At 65.7% G+C, this 23,345-nt stretch carries 20 protein-coding genes and 2 tRNA genes; 12 read left to right on the top strand and 10 right to left on the bottom strand.

The window, feature by feature from the left end:
• Positions 1-113: 113 nt before the first annotated feature.
• From rpsA to gyrA, 7 genes are all read right to left on the bottom strand, one after another.
• The gene (rpsA, locus tag ACE3QP_RS02940) at positions 114-1,823 is read right to left on the bottom strand and encodes a 30S ribosomal protein S1 (RefSeq protein WP_198109981.1); all 1,710 of its coding nucleotides are present in this window, start codon (positions 1,821-1,823) and stop codon (positions 114-116) included.
• A gap of 175 nt (positions 1,824-1,998) precedes the next feature.
• Positions 1,999-4,014: a bifunctional 3-phosphoshikimate 1-carboxyvinyltransferase/cytidylate kinase gene (locus ACE3QP_RS02935; protein ID WP_374433431.1), complete on the bottom strand. Its 2,016-nt coding sequence runs from the start codon at positions 4,012-4,014 to the stop codon at positions 1,999-2,001.
• A 26-nt stretch (positions 4,015-4,040) separates the two neighbouring features.
• The gene (locus ACE3QP_RS02930) at positions 4,041-4,967 is read right to left on the bottom strand and encodes a prephenate dehydrogenase (protein WP_374433429.1); all 927 of its coding nucleotides are present in this window, start codon (positions 4,965-4,967) and stop codon (positions 4,041-4,043) included.
• A gap of 4 nt (positions 4,968-4,971) precedes the next feature.
• Positions 4,972-6,072: a prephenate dehydratase gene (gene pheA / locus ACE3QP_RS02925; protein WP_374433428.1), complete on the bottom strand. Its 1,101-nt coding sequence runs from the start codon at positions 6,070-6,072 to the stop codon at positions 4,972-4,974.
• A complete protein-coding gene (gene serC / locus ACE3QP_RS02920; protein ID WP_374433426.1) occupies positions 6,065-7,177 on the bottom strand; it encodes a 3-phosphoserine/phosphohydroxythreonine transaminase in 1,113 nt (370 codons plus the stop codon). Before serC ends, pheA begins: the two co-directional genes overlap by 8 nt.
• Complete coding sequence (locus ACE3QP_RS02915; RefSeq protein WP_374433424.1) at positions 7,178-7,747, bottom strand: hypothetical protein; 570 nt, start codon at positions 7,745-7,747, stop codon at positions 7,178-7,180. It lies immediately after the preceding gene.
• The gene (gyrA, locus tag ACE3QP_RS02910; protein ID WP_374433422.1) at positions 7,744-10,407 is read right to left on the bottom strand and encodes a DNA gyrase subunit A; all 2,664 of its coding nucleotides are present in this window, start codon (positions 10,405-10,407) and stop codon (positions 7,744-7,746) included. The genes ACE3QP_RS02915 and gyrA overlap by 4 nt, the downstream gene beginning before the upstream one ends.
• A 279-nt stretch (positions 10,408-10,686) precedes the next feature.
• On the opposite strand from gyrA, the gene ompA reads away from it, so the two are divergent.
• Positions 10,687-11,397, top strand: a complete 711-nt coding sequence (ompA, locus tag ACE3QP_RS02905; RefSeq protein WP_198109974.1) for an outer membrane protein OmpA — start codon at positions 10,687-10,689, stop codon at positions 11,395-11,397.
• Between the two features lie 104 nt (positions 11,398-11,501).
• On the opposite strand, the gene efp is transcribed toward ompA, so the two are convergent.
• Both efp and earP read right to left on the bottom strand, forming a co-directional pair.
• On the bottom strand, positions 11,502-12,056 hold the full coding sequence (efp, locus tag ACE3QP_RS02900; protein WP_198109973.1) for an elongation factor P: 555 nt from the start codon (positions 12,054-12,056) through the stop codon (positions 11,502-11,504).
• Between the two features lie 110 nt (positions 12,057-12,166).
• Positions 12,167-13,216, bottom strand: coding sequence for an elongation factor P maturation arginine rhamnosyltransferase EarP (gene earP / locus ACE3QP_RS02895; RefSeq protein ID WP_374433421.1), 1,050 nt, complete (start codon positions 13,214-13,216; stop codon positions 12,167-12,169).
• 37 nt (positions 13,217-13,253) lie between these two features.
• On the opposite strand from earP, the gene uvrC reads away from it, so the two are divergent.
• From uvrC to ACE3QP_RS02860, 7 genes are all read left to right on the top strand, one after another.
• The gene (gene uvrC / locus ACE3QP_RS02890; protein ID WP_374433420.1) at positions 13,254-15,269 is read left to right on the top strand and encodes an excinuclease ABC subunit UvrC; all 2,016 of its coding nucleotides are present in this window, start codon (positions 13,254-13,256) and stop codon (positions 15,267-15,269) included.
• A gap of 145 nt (positions 15,270-15,414) precedes the next feature.
• Positions 15,415-15,774 carry a hypothetical protein gene (locus tag ACE3QP_RS02885; RefSeq protein ID WP_374433418.1) on the top strand — a complete coding sequence of 120 codons (360 nt, stop codon included), beginning with the start codon at positions 15,415-15,417 and terminating at the stop codon, positions 15,772-15,774.
• 29 nt (positions 15,775-15,803) lie between these two features.
• The gene (gene pgsA, locus ACE3QP_RS02880) at positions 15,804-16,370 is read left to right on the top strand and encodes a CDP-diacylglycerol--glycerol-3-phosphate 3-phosphatidyltransferase (protein ID WP_374433416.1); all 567 of its coding nucleotides are present in this window, start codon (positions 15,804-15,806) and stop codon (positions 16,368-16,370) included.
• 88 nt (positions 16,371-16,458) lie between these two features.
• On the top strand, positions 16,459-16,731 hold the full coding sequence (locus tag ACE3QP_RS02875) for an HU family DNA-binding protein (RefSeq protein WP_198109970.1): 273 nt from the start codon (positions 16,459-16,461) through the stop codon (positions 16,729-16,731).
• Positions 16,732-16,746: 15 nt separating this feature from the next.
• Positions 16,747-16,822: transfer RNA gene (locus ACE3QP_RS02870), tRNA-Val, on the top strand.
• 125 nt (positions 16,823-16,947) lie between these two features.
• Positions 16,948-18,846, top strand: a complete 1,899-nt coding sequence (locus ACE3QP_RS02865) for a SurA N-terminal domain-containing protein (protein ID WP_374433415.1) — start codon at positions 16,948-16,950, stop codon at positions 18,844-18,846.
• 29 nt (positions 18,847-18,875) lie between these two features.
• A tRNA-His gene (locus ACE3QP_RS02860) sits at positions 18,876-18,951 on the top strand.
• Positions 18,952-19,023: 72 nt separating this feature from the next.
• On the opposite strand, the gene ACE3QP_RS02855 is transcribed toward ACE3QP_RS02860, so the two are convergent.
• Entirely contained in the window at positions 19,024-19,719 is a 696-nt protein-coding gene (locus ACE3QP_RS02855; RefSeq protein ID WP_374433414.1) for a LuxR C-terminal-related transcriptional regulator, read from the bottom strand.
• 98 nt (positions 19,720-19,817) lie between these two features.
• Between ACE3QP_RS02855 and surE the strand changes: the two genes are divergently transcribed.
• The 4 genes from surE (at position 19,818) to ACE3QP_RS02835 (ending at position 23,331) form a co-directional block, all read left to right on the top strand.
• A complete protein-coding gene (gene surE, locus ACE3QP_RS02850) occupies positions 19,818-20,576 on the top strand; it encodes a 5'/3'-nucleotidase SurE (RefSeq protein WP_374433413.1) in 759 nt (252 codons plus the stop codon).
• Entirely contained in the window at positions 20,573-21,364 is a 792-nt protein-coding gene (locus ACE3QP_RS02845) for a protein-L-isoaspartate O-methyltransferase (protein WP_374433412.1), read from the top strand. The genes surE and ACE3QP_RS02845 overlap by 4 nt, the downstream gene beginning before the upstream one ends.
• 62 nt (positions 21,365-21,426) lie before the next feature.
• Positions 21,427-22,368: a peptidoglycan DD-metalloendopeptidase family protein gene (locus ACE3QP_RS02840; protein ID WP_374433411.1), complete on the top strand. Its 942-nt coding sequence runs from the start codon at positions 21,427-21,429 to the stop codon at positions 22,366-22,368.
• A gap of 36 nt (positions 22,369-22,404) precedes the next feature.
• Positions 22,405-23,331: a sigma-70 family RNA polymerase sigma factor gene (locus ACE3QP_RS02835; RefSeq protein ID WP_374433410.1), complete on the top strand. Its 927-nt coding sequence runs from the start codon at positions 22,405-22,407 to the stop codon at positions 23,329-23,331.
• Positions 23,332-23,345: the final 14 nt, after the last annotated feature.

Here is a 23,345-nt window from a genome sequence, read left to right as displayed (position 1 = left end):
GGCGGAAGACAAGAAAAAGGGCCCGCGACGGGGGTCGGCGCGGGCCCGAGAGGATAGCTGGCGTCCGCCGGGGCGGACGCTGCTTCAGGTCAAGTCCTCAGACTTGTTGATGCTCAGTTGCCACCCTTGTCCAGCTTGGCGCGCAGCAGGGCGCCCAGGCTGGTGGTGCCGGCGTTCTCGCGCTCGCTGGTGGCCGACAGGGCCTTCATGGCTTCTTGCGAGTCGGCGTCGTCCTTGGCCTTGATCGACAGCTTGATCGAACGCGACTTGCGGTCGACGTTGATGATCAGGGCGGTGACTTCGTCGCCTTCCTTGAGCAGGTTGCGGGCGTCTTCGACGCGGTCGCGGCTCAGCTCGCTGGCGGGCAGGTAACCGGTCACGTCGTCGGCCAGCAGGATCTCAGCGCCGCGGGCATCCACGGTCTGCACCTTGCCGGTCACGGTGGCGCCACGGTCGTTGACGGCCGTGTAGTTCGTGAACGGGTCGCTGTCCATCTGCTTGATGCCCAGCGAGATGCGCTCGCGCTCGACGTCCACAGCCAGCACCACGGCCTCGACTTCCTGGCCCTTCTTGAAGTTGCGCACGGCAGCTTCGCCGGTCTCGTTCCAGCTCAGGTCGCTCAGGTGCACCAGACCATCGATGCCAGCGGCCAGGCCGATGAAGATGCCGAAGTCGGTGATCGACTTGATCGGGCCCTTGACCTTGTCGCCGCGCTTGAAGTTCTCGGCGAACTCTTCCCACGGGTTGGCGCGGCACTGCTTCATGCCCAGCGAGATGCGACGCTTGTCTTCGTCGATCTCCAGCACCATGACTTCGACTTCCTGACCGAGCGTCACGACCTTGGTCGGGGCGACGTTCTTGTTGGTCCAGTCCATCTCGGACACGTGCACCAGGCCTTCGATGCCGGGTTCGATTTCCACGAACGCGCCGTAGTCGGCGATGTTGGTGACCTTGCCGAACAGACGGGTGCTGTTCGGGTAGCGGCGGGCCACGCCCATCCAGGGGTCATCACCCAGCTGCTTGATGCCCAGCGAGACGCGGTTCTTCTCGGCGTCGAACTTCAGCACCTTGGCGGTCAGTTCCTGACCGACCGTCACCACTTCGCTCGGGTGACGGACACGGCGCCAGGCCATGTCGGTGATGTGCAGCAGGCCGTCGATGCCACCCAGGTCCACGAACGCACCGTATTCGGTGATGTTCTTGACCACGCCGTTGACGATGGCGCCTTCGGACAGGGTTTCCAGCAGCTTGGCGCGCTCTTCGCCCATCGAAGCCTCGACCACGGCACGACGCGACAACACGACGTTGTTGCGCTTGCGGTCCAGCTTGATGACCTTGAACTCCATGGTCTTGCCCTCGAACGGGCTCAGATCCTTGACCGGACGCGTGTCGATCAGCGAACCCGGCAGGAAGGCGCGGATGCCGTTGACCATGACGGTCAGACCACCCTTGACCTTGCCGCTGACGGTGCCGGTGACGAACTCGCCGGACTCCAGCGCGGTCTCCAGGCTCAGCCAGGAAGCCAGGCGCTTGGCCTTGTCGCGGCTCAGGATGGTGTCGCCATAGCCGTTTTCGACGGCGTCCACGGCCACCGAGACGAAGTCACCAACTTGGACTTCGATCTCGCCTTGATCGTTCTTGAACTCTTCGAGCGGCACATAGGCTTCGCTCTTGAGGCCGGCGTTCACCACCACGAAGTTGTAGTCGATGCGCACCACTTCGGCGGACACGACTTCGCCCGAGCGCATGTTGCTGCGCTGCAGGGACTCTTCGAACATCGCGGCAAAGGATTCAGCCGCGGCGGCAGTTTGGGTTTGGTTCATGGGTTTTCCTGGGTCCGCAGGGCTTCTGCGGGGCTGGAGAGGTCACACGGGTGAGGTTTTGACACCCCGCCCGGAGGTAAAGAAGCCTGCGGCCCGCCCCTGTTGCCAGGGGCCGACCGCAGACGGCGGTTGCTCTTCGAAAGGTTGAGGCTGGGGCGCGGTGCGCCGGGCGGTCTCAGCCCGGGAAGGGCCGCCCTTCGCTCCACCACGTCAGAACCTGGTTCACCGAGGCTTCGATGTCCAGATCCGAGTTGTCGAGCAAGCGGGCATCTTGCGCGGGCTTCAAGGGCGAGGCGCTGCGGTTCTTGTCGCGCGCGTCCCGTTCCTCCAAGTCCCGGAGCAAGCCCGCGATATTAGCGGAAAAGCCCTTTTCCATCAATTGCTTATGGCGGCGCTCGGCGCGTTTGGCGGCGCTGGCCGTGAGAAAGACCTTGAGTTCGGCGTCCGGGAAGATCGCCGTCCCCATGTCGCGCCCGTCCGCCACCAAGCCGGGCACGCGCCTGAAGCTCAGCTGCAGTTGGTGCAGGGCCTGCCGTACCTTGGGCAGGGCCGCCACCGTGGAGGCGCCCTGACCGACTGCCTCGGCACGCAGCGCGTCGGTCACGTCCTCGTCGTCCAGGAAGCAGCGTCCGCCGTCGAAATGCAGGGGGAGGGTTGCCGCCAGGCTGGCCAGCCGCTCCTCATCCTGCAGCGAGACGCCGGCGCATTGCGCAGCGAGTGCGGTGGCACGGTAGAGCGCGCCGGAATCCAGCACCGCATAGCCCAGGCGCTGGGCAACCTGATCGGCCAGCGTGCCCTTGCCCGAAGCCGTCGGGCCGTCGATGCACAGTACCGGCACCTCGCGGGCATCCGCCTGCACCAGACCGAACAGGGTCTCGAAATAGTCCGGGAAGGTTTTGGCCACGCAGCCCGGGTCCAGGATGCGCAGCGGCAGCGGCTGCGCACCGGCCAGCGGGTGCAGGGCGGCGAGCGAGAAGCACATCGCCATGCGGTGGTCGTCGTAGGTGTGGATGGCGGCGCGCTGCCAGGCCGGGGCGGGCAGAGGCTGGACCTCGATCCAGTCCGGCCCTTCGGCCACGCGGGCGCCGAGCTTGCGCAGCTCGGCGGCCATGGCGGCGATGCGATCGGTTTCCTTGACGCGCCAACTGGCGATGCCGGTCAGCCGGGTCGGGCTGTCGGCAAAGAGAGCCATCACGGCCAGGGTCATGGCGGCGTCGGGGATGGCCACGCAGTCCAGTTCGATGCCTTGCAGCGGCCAGCGGCCCCGCTTGACTTCCAGCGCATGGTCCAGCCAGCGGATCTCGGCACCCATGGCGGCGGCGGCATCGGCAAAGCGCACGTCGCCCTGCAAAGCATCGCGGCCGATGCCTTCGATGCGCACCGGCTCCGCAGTGGCGGCCAGCGCGCCCAGCGCGATGAAGTAGGAGGCCGCCGAGGCGTCACCTTCCACCACCAGACGCCCGGGCGAGCGCAGCCGGCTGCCGGCAGGAATGGTGAAGCGTTGCCAGCCCTCGCGCTGCACCTGCACGCCAAAGCGCGCCAGCAAGGCCAGGGTGATCTCGACGTAGGGCTTGGAGATCAGCTCGCCCTCGACCTCGACTACTACATCCTGCTGCGCCACCAGGGGCAGGGTCAGCAGCAGGGCGGTCAGGAACTGGCTGGAGACGTCACCGCGCACGCGCACCGGCTCGGCCAGGCGCAAGGGGCTGGGGCCGCACAGGGCCAGCGGCGGGTAGCCGGGCTGGCCCAGGTCGTCGATCTGACAGCCCAGGCCGCGCAGCGCGTCTACCAGGTCTCTGATGGGCCGTTCGTGCATGCGTGGCACGCCGCGCAAGGTGTAGCGGCCGCCGTCACGCGCGGCCAGCAGGGCAAGCGCCGCGGCCAGGGGGCGCATGGCGGTGCCGGCATTGCCGAGGAAGCAGTCCGCCGCCGAGACCGGCAGATGCCCGCCCAGGCCGCGCACCGTCACGCTGCCGTCGCTGCCGCGGTGCCAGGCGCAGCCCAGCGCGCGCAGGGCCTCCAGCATCACGGCGGTGTCGTCGGCATCCAGCAACTGCTCGATGCGGGTCTCGCCCTCGGCCAACGCGGCCAGCAACAGCAGGCGGTTGGAGATGCTCTTGGAGCCGGGCAGGCGGACGGTACCGGCGGCACCGCGCAGCGGTGGCAGGTCCAGAAAGGGGATCTTCAGCATGGGCAGCGGCGCTGGGCGCGCCGGGGTCAGAAGTGGGAGGAGGGCTCGCCGTCCTCGGCGTCAAAGAAGGCCGGGGACCACTTGTTGCGTGCCTCGCTGACCTGCTTGAGCAGGGTCTCGATGGCGTCGCGGTCGCCTTCCTTCAGCCAATGCTCGAAGCGATCGAGCACCGAGCGGAAGCGCTGCGACTGGTGCAGCACCTCGTCGCGGTTGGCCAGCAGGATGTCACGCCAGACATTGGGGTCGCCACCGGCAATGCGCGTGAAGTCGCGAAAACCGGTACCGGCCAGTTCCATGAACTCGCGGCCCGAGGGCTGGCGCATCACCGACTGGAAATAGGCAAAGGCCAGCAGGTGCGGGAAATGACTCACGGCGGCGTAGGCGGCGTCGTGGTTCTCCGGCGTCATCTTCAAGACCTTGCAGCCCAGTGCCGCCCACACGCCGGCAGCCTTTTGCACGGCCGCTGCGTCGTTTTCGGGCAGCGGGGTCAGCACCACCTGGCGGCCCTGGAAGAGCTGGGCATCGGCGTTCTGCACGCCGGCCAGTTCCTTGCCGGCAATCGGGTGGGCGGGCACGAACTGCCCGGCCAGATCGCCCAGCACCTTCTGCGCGGCGATGGCCACGTCGGCCTTGGTGGAGCCCACGTCCATGAACAGGGTGTTGGGCTGAATCTGCACCAGATGGCGGATCGCGCGCAGCGTGGCCTCGGTGGCCGAGACCGGCACAGCGACAAGCACCAGATCCGAACCCGACACCGCCAGCAGTGCCGACTCGGCCGCCACGTCGATGACGCCCAGGCGCTTGGCGGCCTCGGTGGTGCTGGGGGACTTGCTGTAGCCCATGACCCGCTTGACCAGGCCGGCGCGTTTGGCGGCCAGCGCGAAGCTGCCGCCGATCAGCCCACAGCCGATCACGCCGAGTTGCTGGAATTGAGGTCTGAGGATGCGCGACATGCGGTCAGTGGGTGTCCAGGGGGTAGGTGCCCAGCACCTTGAAGAAGGCGCAGTTGGCGCGCAATTCTTTCAGGGCTGCGGTCACTTTGGCATCGTCGGGATGACCCTGCAGATCGATGTAGAAGTAGTACTCCCATTGGCCACCCGAACGCGCCGGGCGCGACTCGAAGCGGGTCATGGAGACATCGTGCTGCTTGAGTGGCAGCACCAGATCGTGCAGGGCCCCGGGACGGTTCAGCACCGACACCACCAGCGAGGTGCAGTCGTTGCCGCTGGCGCGTGGGCTGGGGTGCTGCTCGGGCTGGGTCAGCACCGCGAAACGGGTGCGGTTGTGGGCGTCGTCCTGGATGGCCGGAGCCACCAGGTGCAGTCCGTATTCGCTGCCGGCACGGGTGCTGGCGATGGCGGCCAGGCTCGGGTCCTGCGCGGCCAGGCGGGCGCCTTCGGCATTGCTCGATACGGGGCGCCGTTCGGCATGTGGCAGGTGCTGGGCCAGCCAGCCCTGGCATTGCGCCAGCGCCTGCGGGTGGGCGCACACGGCCTGAATGCCTTCCAGGCTGTCCTGCGCGCGCAGCAAGTTGTGGCGCACGAACAGGCTGGTCTCGGCCACGATGAAGAGCGGCGTCGAAAGCAGCAGGTCCAGCGTGCGGGCCACGCCGCCCTCGGTCGAGTTCTCGACCGGTACGACGCCGAAATCCGCCGCCCCCGCGCTGGTGACGTGGAAGACCTCGTCGATGTTGCTGCAGGGCACGCGCACGATGCTGGAGCCGAAGAAGCCCAGCGCCGCCTGCTCGGAAAAGGTGCCGGCCGGGCCTAGATAGGCGACCCGAGTAGGCGTTTCCAGCGCCCGGCAGGCGCTCATGATTTCGCGCCAGATCGGAGCGATGTTGTCGTTCTTCAGCGGCCCCGGGTTGTGCTGCTTGAGGCCGGCGATGACGGCAGCCTCCCGCTCCGGGCGGAACACCAGGCTGCCCTGGTGCTTCTTGATCTCGCCCACCTTCTGGGCCAGGCCGGCACGCCGGTTCAGAAGGTCCAGCATTTCCCGATCGACGGCGTCGATCTGGGTGCGCAGCCCGGCAAGGGCCTGGTCTTGGGTGTCAGCCATGGCGGCGTTCAAAGTCCTGCATGAAGTCAACCAGGGCCTGAACGCCCGCCAGCGGCATGGCGTTGTAGAGCGAGGCGCGGCAGCCGCCCTTGCTCTTGTGGCCCTTCAATTGCAGCAAACCGGCGGCCCCGGCCTGCGCCAGGAAAGTGTCCGTCAGGCCGGATTCGCGCAGGAAGAAGGGCACGTTCATGCGCGAGCGCACGTCTGGCCGCACCGGGTTGAAGAACAGGGCCGAGCGATCCAAGAAGCCGTAGAGCCGGGCGGCCTTGTCGCGGTTCTGGGCTTCCAGGGCGGCCAGGCCGCGCAGGCCGGCGTACTCGAAGCCCAGCGCCCACTCGAACACCAGACCCGCCAGATAGATCGCGTAGGTCGGCGGGGTGTTGAACATCGAGCCTTCGCGCGCCACGGTCTCGAAGCTGAAGGCGGTGGGGCAGGCGGGCAGCGGGCTGCGCAGCAACTCACGCCGCACGTAGACCAGCGTCAGCCCGGCCGGGCCGATGTTCTTCTGGGCGCCGCCGAAGGCCAGCCCGACGCGCGACCAATCGAACGGGCGGGACAACTGGTTGGACGAGCAATCCACCACCAGGGGGGCCTGGCAGCCCAGCGCCTGCAGGTCCGGCAGTTCTGCGAACTCCACCCCATCGATGGTTTCGTTCGAGCACAGGTGGACGTAATCCACATCGGTCCGCAGGGCCCAGGTGCTGGCGGGCGGGATGTCGAGGTAGCCGCCCGGTTTGGTGTCGACGACCCGCTGCACATCGGCATACCGCGCCGCCTCATTGGCGCTCTTGGCCGACCAGGAACCGGTGACCAGCACATCCACCCGGCCCTTGTGGGCCAGGTTCAGCGGCACGATGGCGTTCTCGGCCAGGGCGCCGCCCTGCATGAACAAGATGGCGAAGTCCTCGGGCAGGCCCTGCAACTGGCGCAGATCGCCCTCGGCCTTGCGGATGATGGACTGGAACTCAGGCCCGCGATGGCTCATCTCCATCACGGACATGCCGCTGCCCTGCCAGTCCGTCATCTCGGCCGCCGCACGCTCCAGCACCGGCAGCGGCAGGGCGGCCGGGCCGGCCGAGAAATTGAAGGGGCGTGCCGCGGCCATTCAGGGCTTGGTGGCGCTGGCGGCGGGGGCGTTGCCGGCCGGCTTGACGCCCAGCAACTCAGCGAGCTTCTGATCCAGGGCCTTGGCGCGCGTCTCAATCAGGCTGCGGTTGTCGGCCAGCACCTTTTGGGCCACGGCGTTGTTCAGCTCGGCGCCCATCTGGTGGTAGCGGCGGATGGCCGGGGACTCCAGGAATTGCAGCACCTGCTTGAGCTCGGCTTCATTGAAGTCGGCCTCCAGCTTGGTCGTGAGTTGTTCGCTGGCGTGCTTGACCGCGCTGGCGCGCATGGCAGGACCGACGTCCTTGATGTAGGCGCGCAGCTCGTCGTCCATCGCCTTGCCGGTGGCCTCGCGCTTGTCGGCGGGCACGCGGGCGCGCAGCACCTGGCCGGCGTTCTGCACCAGTTGCTGGATCGGCGCCTGCGCCAGGTTCATGCCGAACTGCTCGTGCTGTGCCTTCTGCAGCGTGACGATCTTGGCGGCCAGTTCCTTCTTGCTCTGTGCCTGAGCAGGGGCGAGGGCGCCGGCGCTGATCAGCAGCGCGGCCAGGACGAGGGAAGGGGCGTTCATGCGGTTTCTCCGTTGGTTTCGCCTGCGTCGCCAGCTTCGTTGGCGTCGGCGGCAGGGTTGGGCTCACTGCCGTCGCCGGCGTCGTTCTCGACGATGCGCTGAAGCCCACTGAGCTTGCTGCCATCGTCCAGTGCAATCAGGGTCACGCCTTGGGTGGCGCGGCCCAGTTCGCGGATCTCGGCGACGCGGGTGCGCACCAGCACACCCTTGTCGGTGATCAGCATGATTTCGTCTTCGGGGCGTACCAGCGTGGCGGCCACGACCTTGCCATTGCGCTCGCTTTGCTGGATGGCGATCATGCCCTTGGTGCCGCGGCCGTGGCGGGTGTACTCGACGATGCTGGTGCGCTTGCCGTAACCGTTCTCGGTCGCGGTCAGCACCGATTGCGTCTCGTCTTCCGCAACCAGCATGGCGATGACGGACTGGCCGTCTTCCAGCTGCATGCCGCGCACACCCCGCGCCTGGCGGCCCATGGCCCGCACATCGTCCTCGTCAAAGCGCACCGCCTTGCCGCCGTCGCTGAACAGCATGACATCGTGGTGGCCATCGGTCAGGGCCGCGCCGATCAGCACATCGCCCGGATCCAGGTCTACGGCAATGATGCCGGCCTTGCGCGGGTTGCTGAATTCCTTCAGCGAGGTCTTCTTCACCGTGCCCTGGGCGGTGCACATGAAGATGAAGTGGCTTTCCGGGAAGCTGCGGAACTCGCCCGACAGCGGCAGCACCACCGACACCTTTTCGTCCTGCTGCAGCGGGAACATATTGACGATGGGCTTGCCGCGCGAATTGCGGCTGCCCTGCGGCACTTCCCAGACCTTCAGCCAGTACACCCGGCCACGGTTGGTGAAGCACAGGATCCAGTCGTGCGTGTTCGCGATGAAGAGCTGGTCGATCCAGTCGTCTTCTTTGGTGGCGGCGGCTTGCTTCCCGCGTCCGCCACGGCGCTGCGCCCGGTACTCGCTCAGAGCCTGGCTCTTGATGTAGCCGGTGTGGCTGAGCGTGACCACCATGTCGGTGGGGGTGATCAGATCCTCGGTGCCCAGTTCTTGCGCGTTGCGCTCAATCACCGAACGGCGCTCGCCCAGCTTGGTCTGCCCGAACTCGGCCTTCAGCGTGCCAAGTTCGTCGCCAATGATGGCGGTGACGCGCTCGGGCTTTGCCAGGATGTCGAGCAGATCAGCGATCTGTGCCATCACGTCCTTGTACTCGCCGACGATCTTGTCCTGCTCCAGGCCGGTGAGGCGCTGCAGGCGCATCTGCAGGATTTCGCTGGCCTGGGTGTCCGAGAGCGAATACAGGCCATCGGTCTGCAAGCCGAATTGCGGCTCCAGGCCGTCGGGCCGGTAGGCAGCGGCACCGCCGGTGTTCTCGCTGTTGGCACGCACCAGCATTTCGCGCACCAAGCTCGAATCCCAGCGGCGCGCCATCAGCTCAGCCTTGGCGAGCGGCGGCGTGGGCGAGTTCTTGATGATCTGGATGAATTCGTCGATGTTGGCCAGCGCCACCGCCAAGCCTTCCAGCACATGGCCGCGCTCGCGCGCTTTGCGCAGCTCGAACACGGTGCGGCGGGTCACCACCTCGCGGCGGTGCTCCAGGAAGACCGAGATCAGGTCGCGCAGATTGCAGAGCTTGGGCTGCCCATCGATCAGGGCCACCATGTTCATGCCGAAGCTGTCCTGCAGTTGCGTCTGCTTGTACAGGTTGTTCAGCACCACCTCGGGCACTTCACCGCGCTTGAGCTCGATGACCACGCGCATGCCGGATTTGTCCGACTCATCCTGGATGTGCGAGATGCCTTCGAGCTTCTTTTCCTGCACCAGCTCGGCGATGCGCTCCAGCAGGGTCTTCTTGTTAACTTGGTACGGAATCTCGTCAACGATGATGGCCTGACGCTGACCGCGGTCGATGTCCTCGAAATGCGTCTTGGCGCGCATCACCACGCGGCCTCGGCCGGTGCGGTAGCCCTCGCGCACGCCTTCCAGGCCATAGATGATGCCGGCGGTGGGGAAGTCAGGCGCCGGGATGAAGCCCATCAACTCATCCACCGTGGCTTCCGGGTGGCGCAGCATGTGCAGGCAGGCGTCCACCACCTCGTTGAGGTTGTGGGGCGGGATGTTGGTGGCCATACCCACGGCAATACCCGCTGCGCCATTCACCAGCAGATTGGGCAGCCGGGTCGGCAGGACCAGGGGTTCCTTTTCCGAGCCGTCGTAGTTCGGCCCGAAATTGACGGTTTCCTTGTCGATATCGGCCAGCATTTCGTGGGCGATCTTCGACAGGCGGATTTCGGTGTATCGCATGGCCGCTGCGTTATCGCCGTCCACCGAACCGAAATTGCCCTGGCCATCGACCAACATGTGACGCAGGCTGAAATCCTGCGCCATCCGCACGATGGTGTCGTACACCGCGCTGTCGCCGTGCGGGTGGTATTTACCGATGACGTCGCCCACGATACGGGCCGACTTCTTGTACGGGCGGTTCCAGTCGTTGTTCAGCTCGTGCATGGCGAACAGCACGCGCCGATGCACCGGCTTCAGGCCGTCCCGGGCATCGGGGAGGGCGCGCCCAACGATCACGCTCATCGCGTAATCGAGGTACGAGCGGCGCATCTCCTCTTCGAGGCTGATGGGCAGGGTTTCCTTGGCGAATTGGGACGTCATTCTGGTAACCGGCTTTTCCGCTCAGGCGTGCACAAACCGCAAGCTGCGCCAGAGTGAAATGGGAGGCAAAAGAGCCGGCGATTCTAGGGTTGCGGGCTTGTCTCTCATGTGCAACAGCGTCACATCGCTGCGGGACCCACCCGCACAATGCTTCGCTGGAATAGCCGGGTGGCAGAATGGTTTTTGCAATTTGTGAATCCATCCATGCCGGCGGGCTCCCAATCCGCGGCTGACCTGACCAAGTTCGGGCTGATCGCCCCACCCTTGAGAGGAGAACGAATGAAGAAACTGACCCGCGTGGCCTCGCTTCTGGCCTTGGCCGCTTTTGCCCAGGCTGGTGCTCAGGCGCAAGTCAATGACAACTGGATGAGCGGCGATGGCAAGCTTGTCTGGCTCAACGGCACCAGCGAGCACTGCTGGCGCAACAACTTCTGGACGCCGGCCACGGCGGCCAAGAAGGTTGAGAACCTGAAGGGTCTGAAGGCATTCCCGAATCAGGATTGCGATGGCGCCCTGCAGCCGCCGCCCGCACCTCCGGCTCCGCCGCCCGCTCCTGCGATGCCTGCGGCTCAGCCGCCTGCACCGGCTCCGGTCGCGCCGCCGGCTCCGCCCAAGCCCATCGTCGAGAAGGTGACCTACGCGGCCGACGCCTTCTTTGATGTGGACAAGTCGGTGCTCAAGCCCGAAGCCAAGGCCAAGCTGGACGATCTGGCTTCCAAGATGGGTGCCATCAACCTGGAAGTCATCATCGCCGTGGGTCACACCGACAGTGACGGCTCCGATGAGTACAACCAGAAGCTGTCGGTGCGCCGTGCCGAAGCCGTGAAGGCCTACCTGACCGGCAAGGGCATTGAGGCCAACCGCGTGTACACCGAAGGCAAGGGCGAGAAGAGCCCGGTGGCCGACAACAAGACCAAGGAAGGCAAGGCGAAGAACCGCCGCGTCGAGATCGAGGTCGTTGGTACGCGCACCGTGACCCCGAAGAAGTAAAGACCTGTGTTGACAGGAAAGGGGCCTTCGGGCCCCTTTTTTTGTGCGCCCGAAAGCAAACAAGGGCGCCGATGGCGCCCTTGTTCGTGGGGGTCAGAAGCGGCTCAGACGCGCTTCTTGTACTCGTGCGTGCGGGTATCGATTTCGATCTTGTCGCCCGATTCCACAAACAGCGGCACTGAGATCTCGAAGCCGGTGCCGACAATGCGGGCGGGCTTCATGACCTTGCCCGAGGTGTCGCCCTTGACGGCCGGCTCGGTTTCGATTTCGCGCACGATGGTGGTCGGCAGTTCGACCGAGATGGCCTTGCCGTCGTAGAACACCACTTCCACTTCCATGCCGTCCTGCAGGTACTGCACGGTATCGCCCATGTTCTCGGCCTCGACCTCGAATTGGTTGTACTCGCTGTCCATGAACACATACATCGGGTCGGCGAAGTAGGTGTAGGTGCAGTCCTTCTTGTCCAGAATGATCTGGTCCATCTTGTCGTCGGCCTTGAAGACCACCTCGGCGCCGGCGCCGTTCAGCAGGTTCTTCATCTTCATGCGCACCGTGGCGGCGCCACGGCCGCCGCGGCTGTATTCGGTTTTCAGCACGACCATCGGGTCCTTGCCTTGCATGATGACGTTGCCGGCACGGATTTCTTGGGCGAGTTTCATGGTGGGATCTTCAGCGGTTGAGGCGGGCGCGCGCCGCAGGCGCGTTCCATTCGCGGGTGGCGCGCCCATAAGGTCCGCTAAGGGCGACAGCGGGCGCAAAGCCCTCAATTCTAACCCGGTACCGAGCCAATTCCGGCGGACGTGTCCTCGGCAAAGGCGAGCAGTTGGTCGCACAAGTCGGTCTGTCGGCCGAGTTCACCTCGCCAGTTCATGGCCTCCTCATCCCATGAGTGAAGGCTTGATGGCAGGTCCAGTTCCGTCACGGGTGCCAGGCCGTTCCAGGCCTGCCAGAGCCGCCGCACAGGGCTCGTGCGGTCGGGCCAGCGGATGTCCAGGTAGGCCTTCAGCTTGGCGGCGTGGGCGTCATCGTCCTGGCGGTAGATGTGCCAGAGCATGGGCTTGCCGGCCCACTGGGCGCGCACGAAGGAATCCTCGCCGCGCACCACATTGAAGTCGCAGCTCCAAAGCAAGCGGTCGTAAGTGGTCTGGTCCAGCCAGGGCAGGGGCTGAATTCGCAGTTGCCCGCGGGCTACCAGTCCTTCGGCACAGTTCCCCATGCCAATCAGCAGCGTCGGCTCGGCCGACAAGCGATCGAGCAGGGCCTGGCGCGGTGCATGCGGGTAGCAGAACAGGCTGACGAGCCGTTCGCCGCTTCTTGGCTGCAGCTCCAGCTCTGTCAGGAAGGCTGCACGGTCATGCTCCGCCTGCGCCTGTGCCAAGTCCTTCTCGCGCAGCAGGCCCCCGCTGCCCGGCACGAAGCCGGGGTACCAGAAGGTCTTGCTCAGACCTCTGGCGGGCCCGCTCATCACGGGCGATGGCAGACGATGGGAGCGCAGGGTGTAGGGCTCCGCGCTGAGGTATTCGAGGTTCAGCCACAGCGGTGGCGTGCGTGCTAGGCGGGCCTGCACGGGTTCGGGCAATTCGCAGCCAAAGGTCTCAATGACCACGTCGCCCACCGCTGCAACGGGCCATTCCGACTCCGGCCAGGCATGGATGGTGATGCCCTCGCTTGGGGCGGGCGCCATCCAGGCCAGGGCGCGGGCATCGTCGACCCAGAGACGAACCTGCTGCCCCCGCTCGACCAGGTTGCGCGCCAGCCGCAGCGTGACGCCCAGATCGCCGTGGTTGTCGATGACGCGGCAGAAGAGATCCCAAAGCATGCGTCATTGTCGTGAGGCCAGCTCGCAAAATGCGGCCATGTCTAGCAAACCCATGGAGCCGGTCGCGGCCGATCCTCAGGACCTTGGGGCGCAGGCCCTACAGACCTGGGATGCCGAGCGGCTCAGTGCTGAGCAGCGCGAATCGGCCGAGGCCGCGGCCCTGGTAGCCGCTGCGCAGCCGTTGCGCGAACGCCTGTTGGCGGAGGTGGCGGCCCTGCCCGCGCTGCCGGGTGTGTACCGCTTTTTGGACGCGCGCGGGCAGGTGCTCTACGTGGGCAAGGCCAAGCTGCTCAAGCGCAGAGTCAGCAGCTACTTCCAGCGTGACCACCAAGGCACCCGCATCGGCCTGATGGTGGCGCGGATCGCCAAGCTCGAGACCACCGTGGTGCGGACGGAGGCCGAGGCGCTGCTGCTTGAAAACACGCTGATCAAGTCGCTCAACCCGCGCTTCAACATCCTTTTCCGAGACGACAAGAGCTATCCCTACCTGCGCTTCACGGCGCACGAATTTGCGCGCGTCAGCTACTACCGAGGCTCGGTGGACCGGCGCGGCCAGTACTTTGGTCCTTATCCGAATGGGCTGGCCGTGCGGCAAACCATCGAGCTGGTGCAGCGGGTCTTTCGCTTGCGAACCTGCGAGGACGCTGTGTTCAACCACCGCTCGCGCCCCTGCCTGCTGCATCAGATCAGGCGGTGCACGGCGCCATGCGTCGGCCTGATCGATGCCGAGAACTACCGCCGGGACGTCGAGCGTGCAGCGACCTTTCTGCGCGGCGGTGCCGAGGAGGTGATGGGGGAGTTACAGCGCCGCATGGCCAATCACGCCGAGGCGCTGGAATACGAGCGCGCGGCGGAACTGCGCGACCAGATTGCTTCGCTGGCCCAGGTGCTGCAGCAGCAGGCGGTGGAGGCCAGCAGTGCGTCGGGCAGCGAACGGGATGTCGACATCGTGGCCGTGCGGGTGCGCGGCGGGCGCGCCTGCGTCAACCTGGCCATGGTGCGGGGTGGCCGTCACCTGGGGGATCGCAGTCATTTCCCCGCTCAGGTTGAAGAGGGAACTCGCGTCAGTACGGAAGAAGAGGGCGATCAGATCAAAGGGGAGGCGCAGCTGGTGCTGGAGGCCTTCCTCTCTCAGCATTACCTGGGCGCCCAGGTTCCGCCGCTGGTGCTGGTCAATGAGGCCGTGGACCCGGCCTTGGCGGCGGCGCTCGGTCAACAGGCCGGGCACCGTGTCGTGCTGCAGGACCAGCCGCGCGGCCCGCGTCGCATCTGGCTGGACATGTGCATTCAAGGTGCCGAGCTGGCGTTGCAGCGCCTGCTTGCTGAGGAAGGTTCCCAGCAGGCGCGCACCCGTGCGCTGGCCGAAGTGCTGGGTCTTGATCAGGGTGATTTGGCCGCGCTGCGCGTCGAGTGCTTTGACATCAGCCACACCGCAGGCGAGGCGACGGTCGCCTCCTGCGTGGTGTTCGAGCAGCATGCTATGCAGTCTTCGCAGTACCGGCGCTACAACATCGCCGGCATTCAGGGGGGCGACGACTACGCGGCCATGCGCCAGGTGCTGATGCGGCGCTACGAACGGATGGGCCAGGGTGAGGGTGAGGTGCGCTGGCCCGATGTCGTCCTGATCGACGGCGGCAAAGGCCAGGTCAAGATTGCGCGCGAGGTGTTCGAGGCGCTGGGCATTGACCTCGGGCGCATCGTGGGCGTGGAAAAGGGCGAGGGCCGCAAGGTGGGGTTGGAAGAGTTGGTGTTTGCCGATGGCCGCGCCAAGCTCAGCTTGCCGCCCCATTCGGCCGCCCTGATGCTGGTGGCGGAGATACGCGATGAAGCCCATCGGTTCGCCATCACTGGCATGCGGGCGCGGCGCGCCAGTACGCGCCTGCGCAGCTCGCGCCTGGAAGACATCGCGGGGGTGGGGCCGCGCAAGCGTGCCGCGCTGCTGCAGCGGTTTGGCGGCCTGCGAGGCGTCGAGGCCGCCAGCGTCGAAGAGCTGGCCAGTGTGAAAGGCATCTCACGTGAACTCGCTCAAGAGATCTACCGGGCTTTCCGTTGAGCGCTGGGGGCGCCGGGCGATGCTGCTCACCCTGGCGGCTTGCGGCGGTACGCGCCCCAAGGGCCCGGAGCCGGTGGCCGCCGGCCACGGCGATCCACCAGCACCCGCCGTGGCACCGTCCCAACCGGCCGCAGCCGCAGCCACCATGAGTCCAGCCCTCGTGCTGCCGCGCCCCGTCGCGGCGCGCAGTTGGGCCGAGTTGAGGCGGCAAGTCGCCGAGCGCTTGTTGCTGGCCAATCCGAGCGGTGTGTACCGGAGCAAGGCGCCGCCGGTGCTGCTGGCGGTGCCGGTGCTGCAGATCGAGCTGCAGGCCAACGGACACATCAAACACATCAGCGTGCTGCGCGAGCCGCGTCAAGCGAAGGACACGATCGAGCTGGCGCGCCAGGCCCTGATGCGCGCGGCGCCCTTTGGTGACATGCGCCACCTGCCAGCCCCTTGGGTCTTCACCGAAACCTTTTTGTTCGACGACGAGCGCCGCTTCAAGCCGCGCAGCCTTGATTGAAGCCAGGAGCGGTGGCGCACAATCCCCCGATGTTTTTCACTATCCCCACCCTGCTGACCTGGGCGCGCATCGTCGCCATTCCGCTGATCGTTGGGGTGTTTCATCTGCCCATTGACGCGCCGACCCGCAACCTGATTGCCACCGTGCTCTTCGTGACGGTGGCGTTGACCGACTGGCTCGACGGCTACCTGGCACGTCGGCTGAATCAGACCTCCTCGTTCGGGGCCTTCCTGGATCCGGTGGCCGACAAGTTCCTGGTCTGCGCCTCGCTGTTGGTGCTGCTGGAACTGCAGCGGGTCAGCGCCTTGTTTGCGCTGGTCATCATCGGTCGTGAGATCGCGATCTCGGCGCTGCGGGAATGGATGGCACAGATCGGTGCGGCCAAGAGCGTGGCGGTGCACATGGTGGGCAAGCTGAAAACCACCGCCCAGATGGTGGCCATCCCGTTCCTGCTGTTCGATGGGCGGCTCTTCGGGCTCATCGATACCCGTCTTTGGGGGCAGTGGCTGCTGGCCGTGGCCGTGGTGCTGACGGTGTGGTCGATGGTGTACTACTTGCAGAAGGCGTTGCCGGAAATTCGCGCTCGCGTCGAGTGAGCGGCCTGCGCCTAGAATCCGCGCCCCGCACGCTGCTCAGGCCGTGCGCATCCAACAATTCAAGACACTGCCTATAAGGGACCTTCGCGTGAACAAGTCGGAAATGATCGAACACATTGCCAAGCAAGCGGATCTGTCCAAGGCGGCGGCCCAGCGTGCGCTGGAGGCCATGATTGGCGGCATCAAGACCACGCTGAAGAAGAATGGCACCGTGTCGCTGCTGGGCTTTGGCAGCTTCAGCGTCACCAAGCGCGCGGCTCGTACGGGCCGCAATCCGCGCACTGGCGACGCCATCAAGATCAAGTCGAGCAAGACGCCCAAGTTCCGTCCGGGCAAGGCGCTCAAGGACGCGATCAAGTAAGGAGTTCGACCCGTCGGGTGCTTAGCTCAGTTGGTAGAGCGGCTCCCTTACACGGAGTAGGTCGGCGGTTCGAGCCCGTCAGCACCCACCACCGACGGCATCGGTCGTCCAGCAGTCAGGCCGCGCTCCCTACAATGGCCGCCCCTGTTGGAGTCAAGGCGAACCTCGGTTCGCCTTTTGTTCGTTTGCGGGCTGTTGGCCCCCTGAGGAAGCTGGATGTTTGACTTTGTACGAACCCACAGCCGCTGGTTGCAGCTGATCCTGCTGGTATTGATCTTGCCCTCCTTCGTGGCGCTCGGCGTACAGGGCTATTCGAGCTTCTCGGATGGCGTGGGGCTGAAAGTGGCAACGGTCGATGGCCACAAGATCACGCAGGGCGACTGGGACAACGCGGCGCGTGAGCAGGCTGAGCGCATGCGGCGTGAGAACCCGCAAATGGATCCCAAGCTGCTGGACAGCCCGGAAGCCCGCCAGCAGGCGCTGGAGGGGCTCGTCAGCCGCCGTGCGCTGGAGACCGCCGTGCAGAAGCAGCAATTGATGGCCGCCGATGGTCGGGTGGCCTCGGTGTTCCGCCGCTCGCCGGCCTACGCCTTCTTGCGCACGCCGGAAGGGCAGCCCAACAAGGCCCTGCTCGCCGCACAGGGCATGAGTTCGGAAGGCTTTGCGGAACGGCTGCGGCAGGACCTCGGTCTTCAGCAGGTACTCGCTCCGGCCGACATGCTGCCGCGCTCCCTCAAGCTTGGCGGCAAGCTGGCATTTGACGCACTGCTTCAGCAGCGTGACATCAGCGTCAAGCGCCTGGAGGCTCAGGCCTATCGGGACCAGGTTCAACTCAGCGATGCCGACGTGGCGACCTACTACCAGTTGCCCGCTACGCAGAAGCGCTGGATGCAGCCCGAGCGAGCGCAGATCGAATACCTGGTGCTTGATGCCGAGGCCCTGAAGCAGCGTGTGCAGATCAACGAGGGCGAGCTGAAGACGTACTACGAGCAGAACCGCAAGCGTTTCAGCACCCCGGAAGAACGACGGGTCAGCCACATCCTGATCAAGCTCGACGAGGGCGCCAAGGCAGAGCAGGAGGCCGCTGCGCGTGCGCAGCTCGAGTCTCTGCAAGCCCAGCTGCGTAGCGATCCCAAGCAATTTGCGGCCCTGGCCCGCAAGCATTCGCAGGACGAGATTTCCGCAGCGTCCGGCGGCGAATTGGATTTCATTGGCAAGGACTTCAATGTGAAGGCCATTGCCGATGCGGCATTTGCACTTGGCAAGGGCGAGGTCAGCCCCATCGTGCGCAGCGAGTTCGGCCTGCATTTGGTGACCGTCAGCGAAATCCGCGGCGGGGATGTGCGCAGCTTCGAGGATGTGCGCGCCGAACTGGAGACGGAGCAGCGCAGCGAACTGGCCAAGAAAGAGTTCCAGACGCTTTCCGAGCAGTTCAGCAACGCGGTCTATGAGCAGGCGGATGCGCTGCAGCCCGTGGCGGAAAAGTTCCAGCTCGCGCTGCGCAAGGCTGACCTGGGGCGTGTCCCCGCCGCGGGTGCGCAGGGTCCGTTGGCTTCGCCCAAATTGATTGAGGCCGTCTTCGCTCCGGAGTCGCTGAAAAGCAAGCGCAATACGGAAGCTGTGGAAACCGGCGTTCAGCAGCTTGTTTCGGCGCGCGTGCTGAAGCATGTGCCGGCCGCGGCGCCCGCGCTCGATGAGGTGAAGGAGGCCGTGCGCGAGCAACTGCTGATGGAGCGTGCCGCCGCCTTGGCCAAGAAAGCGGGGGAAGCGCTGTTGGCGCAGAAGGCGGACGAGCTCAGCTACGACGCCACGGTCACTGTCTCGCGCATGAACCCGCAGGGGCTGCCGCGTGAAGCCCTGAGCAAAGTCTTGCAGGCGCCGGCAGGTAATCTGGCCAAACCCTTTGGTGTGGACCTTGGCACGGGCGGGTACCTGCTGGTGCGTTTGAATGCTGTGAAGCCGCCGAGCGAGCAAGAGGTTCCGGCCAAGCAGGCGGAGCAACAGTACGCGCAGGCGCTGGCCAATGCCGAAGGGCTTGCGTACCTGGAAGCGTTGAAGGCGTGGTACAAGGCAAAAATCTTGACCTCGCCAGCGAAAGCGGCTTCCAGTCCCTGATTCCTTGCTATACTGCTTGGCTTTCGACGGTGGCTGTAGCTCAGTTGGTAGAGTCCAGGATTGTGATTCCTGTCGTCGTGGGTTCGAGTCCCATCAGCCACCCCAAGATTCAATAAAAAACGGGCGCCTCTGGCGCCCGTTTTTTATTCCGCGCTGCGGCTTGCCCTGTGCGGTGGGCTAGGCCTTGGCGTCGGCGCGGCTGCTGAGGCTGAGCTTGCGATAGATGGCCTTGATGTGGTCGTTCACGGTGAACCACTTCACACCCATGAGATTGGCAATCTCTTTGACGGTGAAACCCTTGCTCAGATAGGTCAGCACCTCGTTTTCGCGCGCGCTAAGACGGTTGGCGTCCTCTGCGGGATCGAGCGGCGCAGGGCGGGAGGCAGAAGAGAAGCTGCCGAAGCCGCTGTTCAAACCCATCGGGCCACTGTCGCCACTGGAGCCGGGGCGGAAATGGCCAAGTAGGCGCCGCGCAATGGCCGGAGACAAGGGCGGCTGACCACGCACGATGCGCTGCAACTCCTCCACGAGCACCTCGAAGCGATCTTCCTTCAGCAGGTAGCCGCCAGCGCCCAATTGGAGCGCCGGGAAGAGATGTTCGTCGTCCGAGTAAAGCGTGCTGACGATCTTCAGGCCGGGCGCCCGATTGAGCTCCTGCAGCAGTTCCATGCCGCTGCCGTCAGGCAACTCAAGGTCGATCAGATAGAGCCGGAAGGGGTTTCCCGCCTGAGCCAGCTGAATCTCGCGCCGGGCTGATTCCAGATCGGAACTTTCGACGATTTCAAGATCGTCACTGAAGCTCTCGCGAACCACCTTGCACAAAAAGCTCCGCGCGACTGAGTTGTCTTCGAGGATGAGTACTTTGACGGCCATGGGTGCGTGCAGGGTGGACTGATGATGCTACCCGTAGGTGTTTGGCTCCTTCCCCCCCCAAGCGCGGGGCAATCGCCGGGCATTTCTAGAATGGGTGGATGCGCATCCTTATCGCGAATGACGACGGCTACCTCGCCCCCGGACTGGCCGCCTTAGTGCAGGCTTGTCAGGGCTTGGGTGAAATCGAGGTGATCGCCCCGGAACAGAACGCCAGCGGAACCTCCAATTCACTGTCCCTGCATCGCCCCTTGTCGGTGCAGCGCGGCATGAACGGGTTCCGGTTCGTCAATGGCACGCCGGTCGACTGCGTGCACCTGGCGCTGACGACACTGCTCGAGGCATGGCGTCCGGACCTCGTGCTGTCAGGCATCAACAACGGCGCCAACATGGCCGACGACACGATCTATTCCGGCACCGTGGCGGCGGCCACTGAGGGCTATCTGTTTGGCATCCCGGCGATTGCGTTCTCGCAGGTCGAGCGCGACTGGGCGCACCTGGATGCCGCGGCGCGAGCGGCGCGAGCGGTGGTGGAGGAGGTGCTTCGCCAGCCGCTGGGCGAACCCTTTCTGCTCAACGTGAATATCCCGAACCGCAGCGATGCCGACACACTTCCCAGGCGCATCACGCGGCTTGGTAAGCGGCACGCCAATTCCGGCGCACATTGCCAAGTCAACCCGCGCGGTGAGGCGATGTACTGGATCGGGCCGCCGGGCGAGGTGCGTGAAGGAGGGGAGGGGACGGATTTCCACGCGGTGCAGAACGGCGCGATTTCCATCACTCCCCTGCAAGTGGACCTGACGCACCACCAGCGGCTCTCGTACTGGCAGGGGCGCCTGGCGTCTGCGGCGCCCCAATGAGCAGGCGGGCGCCCGGCGGCGTGCTGCGCCCGCAGCGCCTTTTGCATGAGGCCACGCGCGACAGCGCCCGTTTGCGCCCCCCAAGCGGCATCGGCCTGGACTCTCCCGGCGTGCGGATGCGCATGGTGGAGCGCTTGCGCCAGCTGAAGCTGGCAGAAGACTTTGTGCTCAGCGCGTTTGAGCGCGTGCCGCGCCACCGATTCGTGGATTCGGCGTTCGTACCTCAGGCCTACGAGGACACCAGCCTGCCTATCGGCCACGGCCAGACGATTTCAAAGCCTTCGGTGGTGGCCCGCATGCTGCAATTGCTGGTGGAGGCTCCGGGTCGTCTTCGCGGTGGTGCGGAAGTGCGCCTGGGCCGTGTGCTGGAGATCGGCACGGGCTGTGGCTACCAGGCGGCGTTGCTGGCCTTGTTGTCAGAGCGCCTGACCTCGGTGGAGCGCATTGCCGCGCTGCATCATGGTGCCCAAGCGCGCCTCAGTGCCCTGAAATCGGAGTTGCCGTTGTGCTCCATTCAGCTTCTGCTGGCCGACGGCAGCCTGGGCCGCCTGGGCGTTGGCCCCTACGACGCCATCATCGCGGCGGCGGGTGGGGAGGCGATCCCTGAGGCTTGGCTCCAGCAACTGGCGCCGGGCGGCCGCTTGGTGGCGCCGGTCGCGCGGGGGGCGGGTGGCCAGCGTCTGATGGTGGTGGACCGGGTGCGTGGCGGTGAAGGGTCGCAGGAATGGCGGCTGACGGAGTGCGAGGGCGTTTCCTTCGTCCCTCTAAAATCTGGCGTTCTGGTCTGACGCTCGAATCCGCAGCGTTCCCTCCGCCGCTCCGGCACCTTTTGCGAAGTCTCATCGTCTGCATGATCCTGGTCTCCCTGCCTTGCCGTGTGCAAGTCCTGCGCCTTACTTCGCTAGCTGCCGTCCTTCTGCTCACTGCCTGCGCGGCACCGAAACCGCATCGCGCCCCGGTTGAGGACCGCACCGTTGCGCCGGCTGATGGCCAGTCGACGGGTGCCCACACCGCAGAGCCGCGTGCTTCGGCAAGCGCTGAGCCGGCGCGACCGGGCACTTATGTGGTCAAGCAGGGCGACACCCTGTTGCGGATTGCCCTGGACCACGGACTGAGCTGGCGCGACCTGGCGCGCTGGAATGCGCTGGACAACCCCAACCTGATCGAGGTGGGGCAGGTGCTCCGGACGGTTCCGCCGCAGGCCGTTGCAGCGGCGGCTTCTCCGGCAGACGGCTTGGCCACTCGGCCAGTCGTCTCAGCAGTCAAGCCCGAGACCAAGCCACTGGATGCCCGCAGCGCGGACGGCAAGTCAAGCACGCTGCCTCTGCCCGTGGCGGGCGCCGCCAGTGCTGTTGTGCCCGTGCCTATGCCTGTGCCGGTGGCGGTGGCGCCGCCGGCTGCCGCCGCTTCGGCCAATGGGGAAGGCGAGATCGGCTGGGCCTGGCCTTCGCCGGGGGCCCTGATCGCCAGCTTTGACGAGCAGCGCAACAAGGGCATAGGCATCGGCGGCAAGGCGGGGGATGCAGTGCTGGCGGCGGCCGATGGCCGTGTGATGTACGCCGGCTCCGGCCTGCGCGGCTACGGCAACATGGTCATCATCAAGCACAACGAAACCTATCTGAGTGCGTACGCGCACAACCAGACGGTGCTGGTGAAGGAAGACCAATTGGTGCGCAAGGGGCAGCGCATTGCCGAGATGGGCAGCTCGGATGCCGATCAGGTCAAGCTGCACTTTGAAATTCGCCGCAAGGGCAAGCCGGTGGACCCGGCAAAATTGCTGCCGCCGCGCTGATTTCCAGCCCTCGCGCGGCGGGGCCTTGGAGGTTCCATGCCGGCGCGCCCACCGCGAACGAACAAAGCCAATGCCGAGGCGGGTGAGGGCTTCGGTGCATCGGACGATGCGCTCGAGAGTGGCGGCAATGCCCTGCAGATCTACCTGCGTGAGATCCGCCGCACCCCGCTGCTGAGTGCGGAAGAGGAATACGCCACAGCGGTGCGCGCCCGTGCCGGCGATTTCGCCGCGCGGCAGGCGATGGTGGAACACAACCTGCGCCTGGTGGTGTCCATCGCCAAGCATCATCTCGGACGCGGCCTGCCCCTGGGCGATCTGATCGAGGAAGGCAACCTCGGCCTGATCCATGCAATCGAAAAGTTCGAGCCGGAGCGGGGCTTTCGGTTCTCGACCTATGCGAGTTGGTGGATTCGGCAAGCCATTGATCGCGCCTTGATGCACCAGACTCGGCTGGTACGCCTGCCCGTGCACGTCGTGCGCGAGCTCAGCGCCCTGCTGCGTGCGCGGCGCACCATTGAGGCCTTGCCTGGCGTGCAGGACGGCAAGGCTCGCGTGGAGGGCCTGGCGCAGCTGCTGCGTCGCCCCATCGCCGAGGTGCAGGCCTTGCTGGCCCATCTGGAGCTTCCCGCCTCACTCGATGCGCCGCTGGACCGCGAGGGCGAGGCGCATGAGTCCATGGTGGACCATGTGGGCGACGCCAGTCATCTGGACCCTCTGCAGGTGCGCTTGCTCCAGGAGGTGGAGCAATTGCTGGCCCAGGGCCTGGGCGAACTGACGGAGCGCGAGCGCGAGGTGCTGGAGGCGCGCTTTGGCCTGTTTGCGCGTGAGCCCGAGACCCTGGATGCCGTGGCCGGGAGGTTGCACCTCACCCGCGAGCGCATCCGGCAGATCCAGGTGGAGGCGCTGGGCAAGCTCAAGCGCAGCCTCATCCGCCAGGGCGTGCAACCGGACACCCTCTTTTAGCGATGCCACTCGCT

It is taken from the genome of Inhella sp., assembly GCF_041912635.1.
Taxonomy (GTDB): Bacteria; Pseudomonadota; Gammaproteobacteria; order Burkholderiales; family Burkholderiaceae_C; genus Inhella.
Note: the sequence above shows the minus strand (reverse complement) of the source record. Positions and strands in the feature narration are given on the sequence as shown.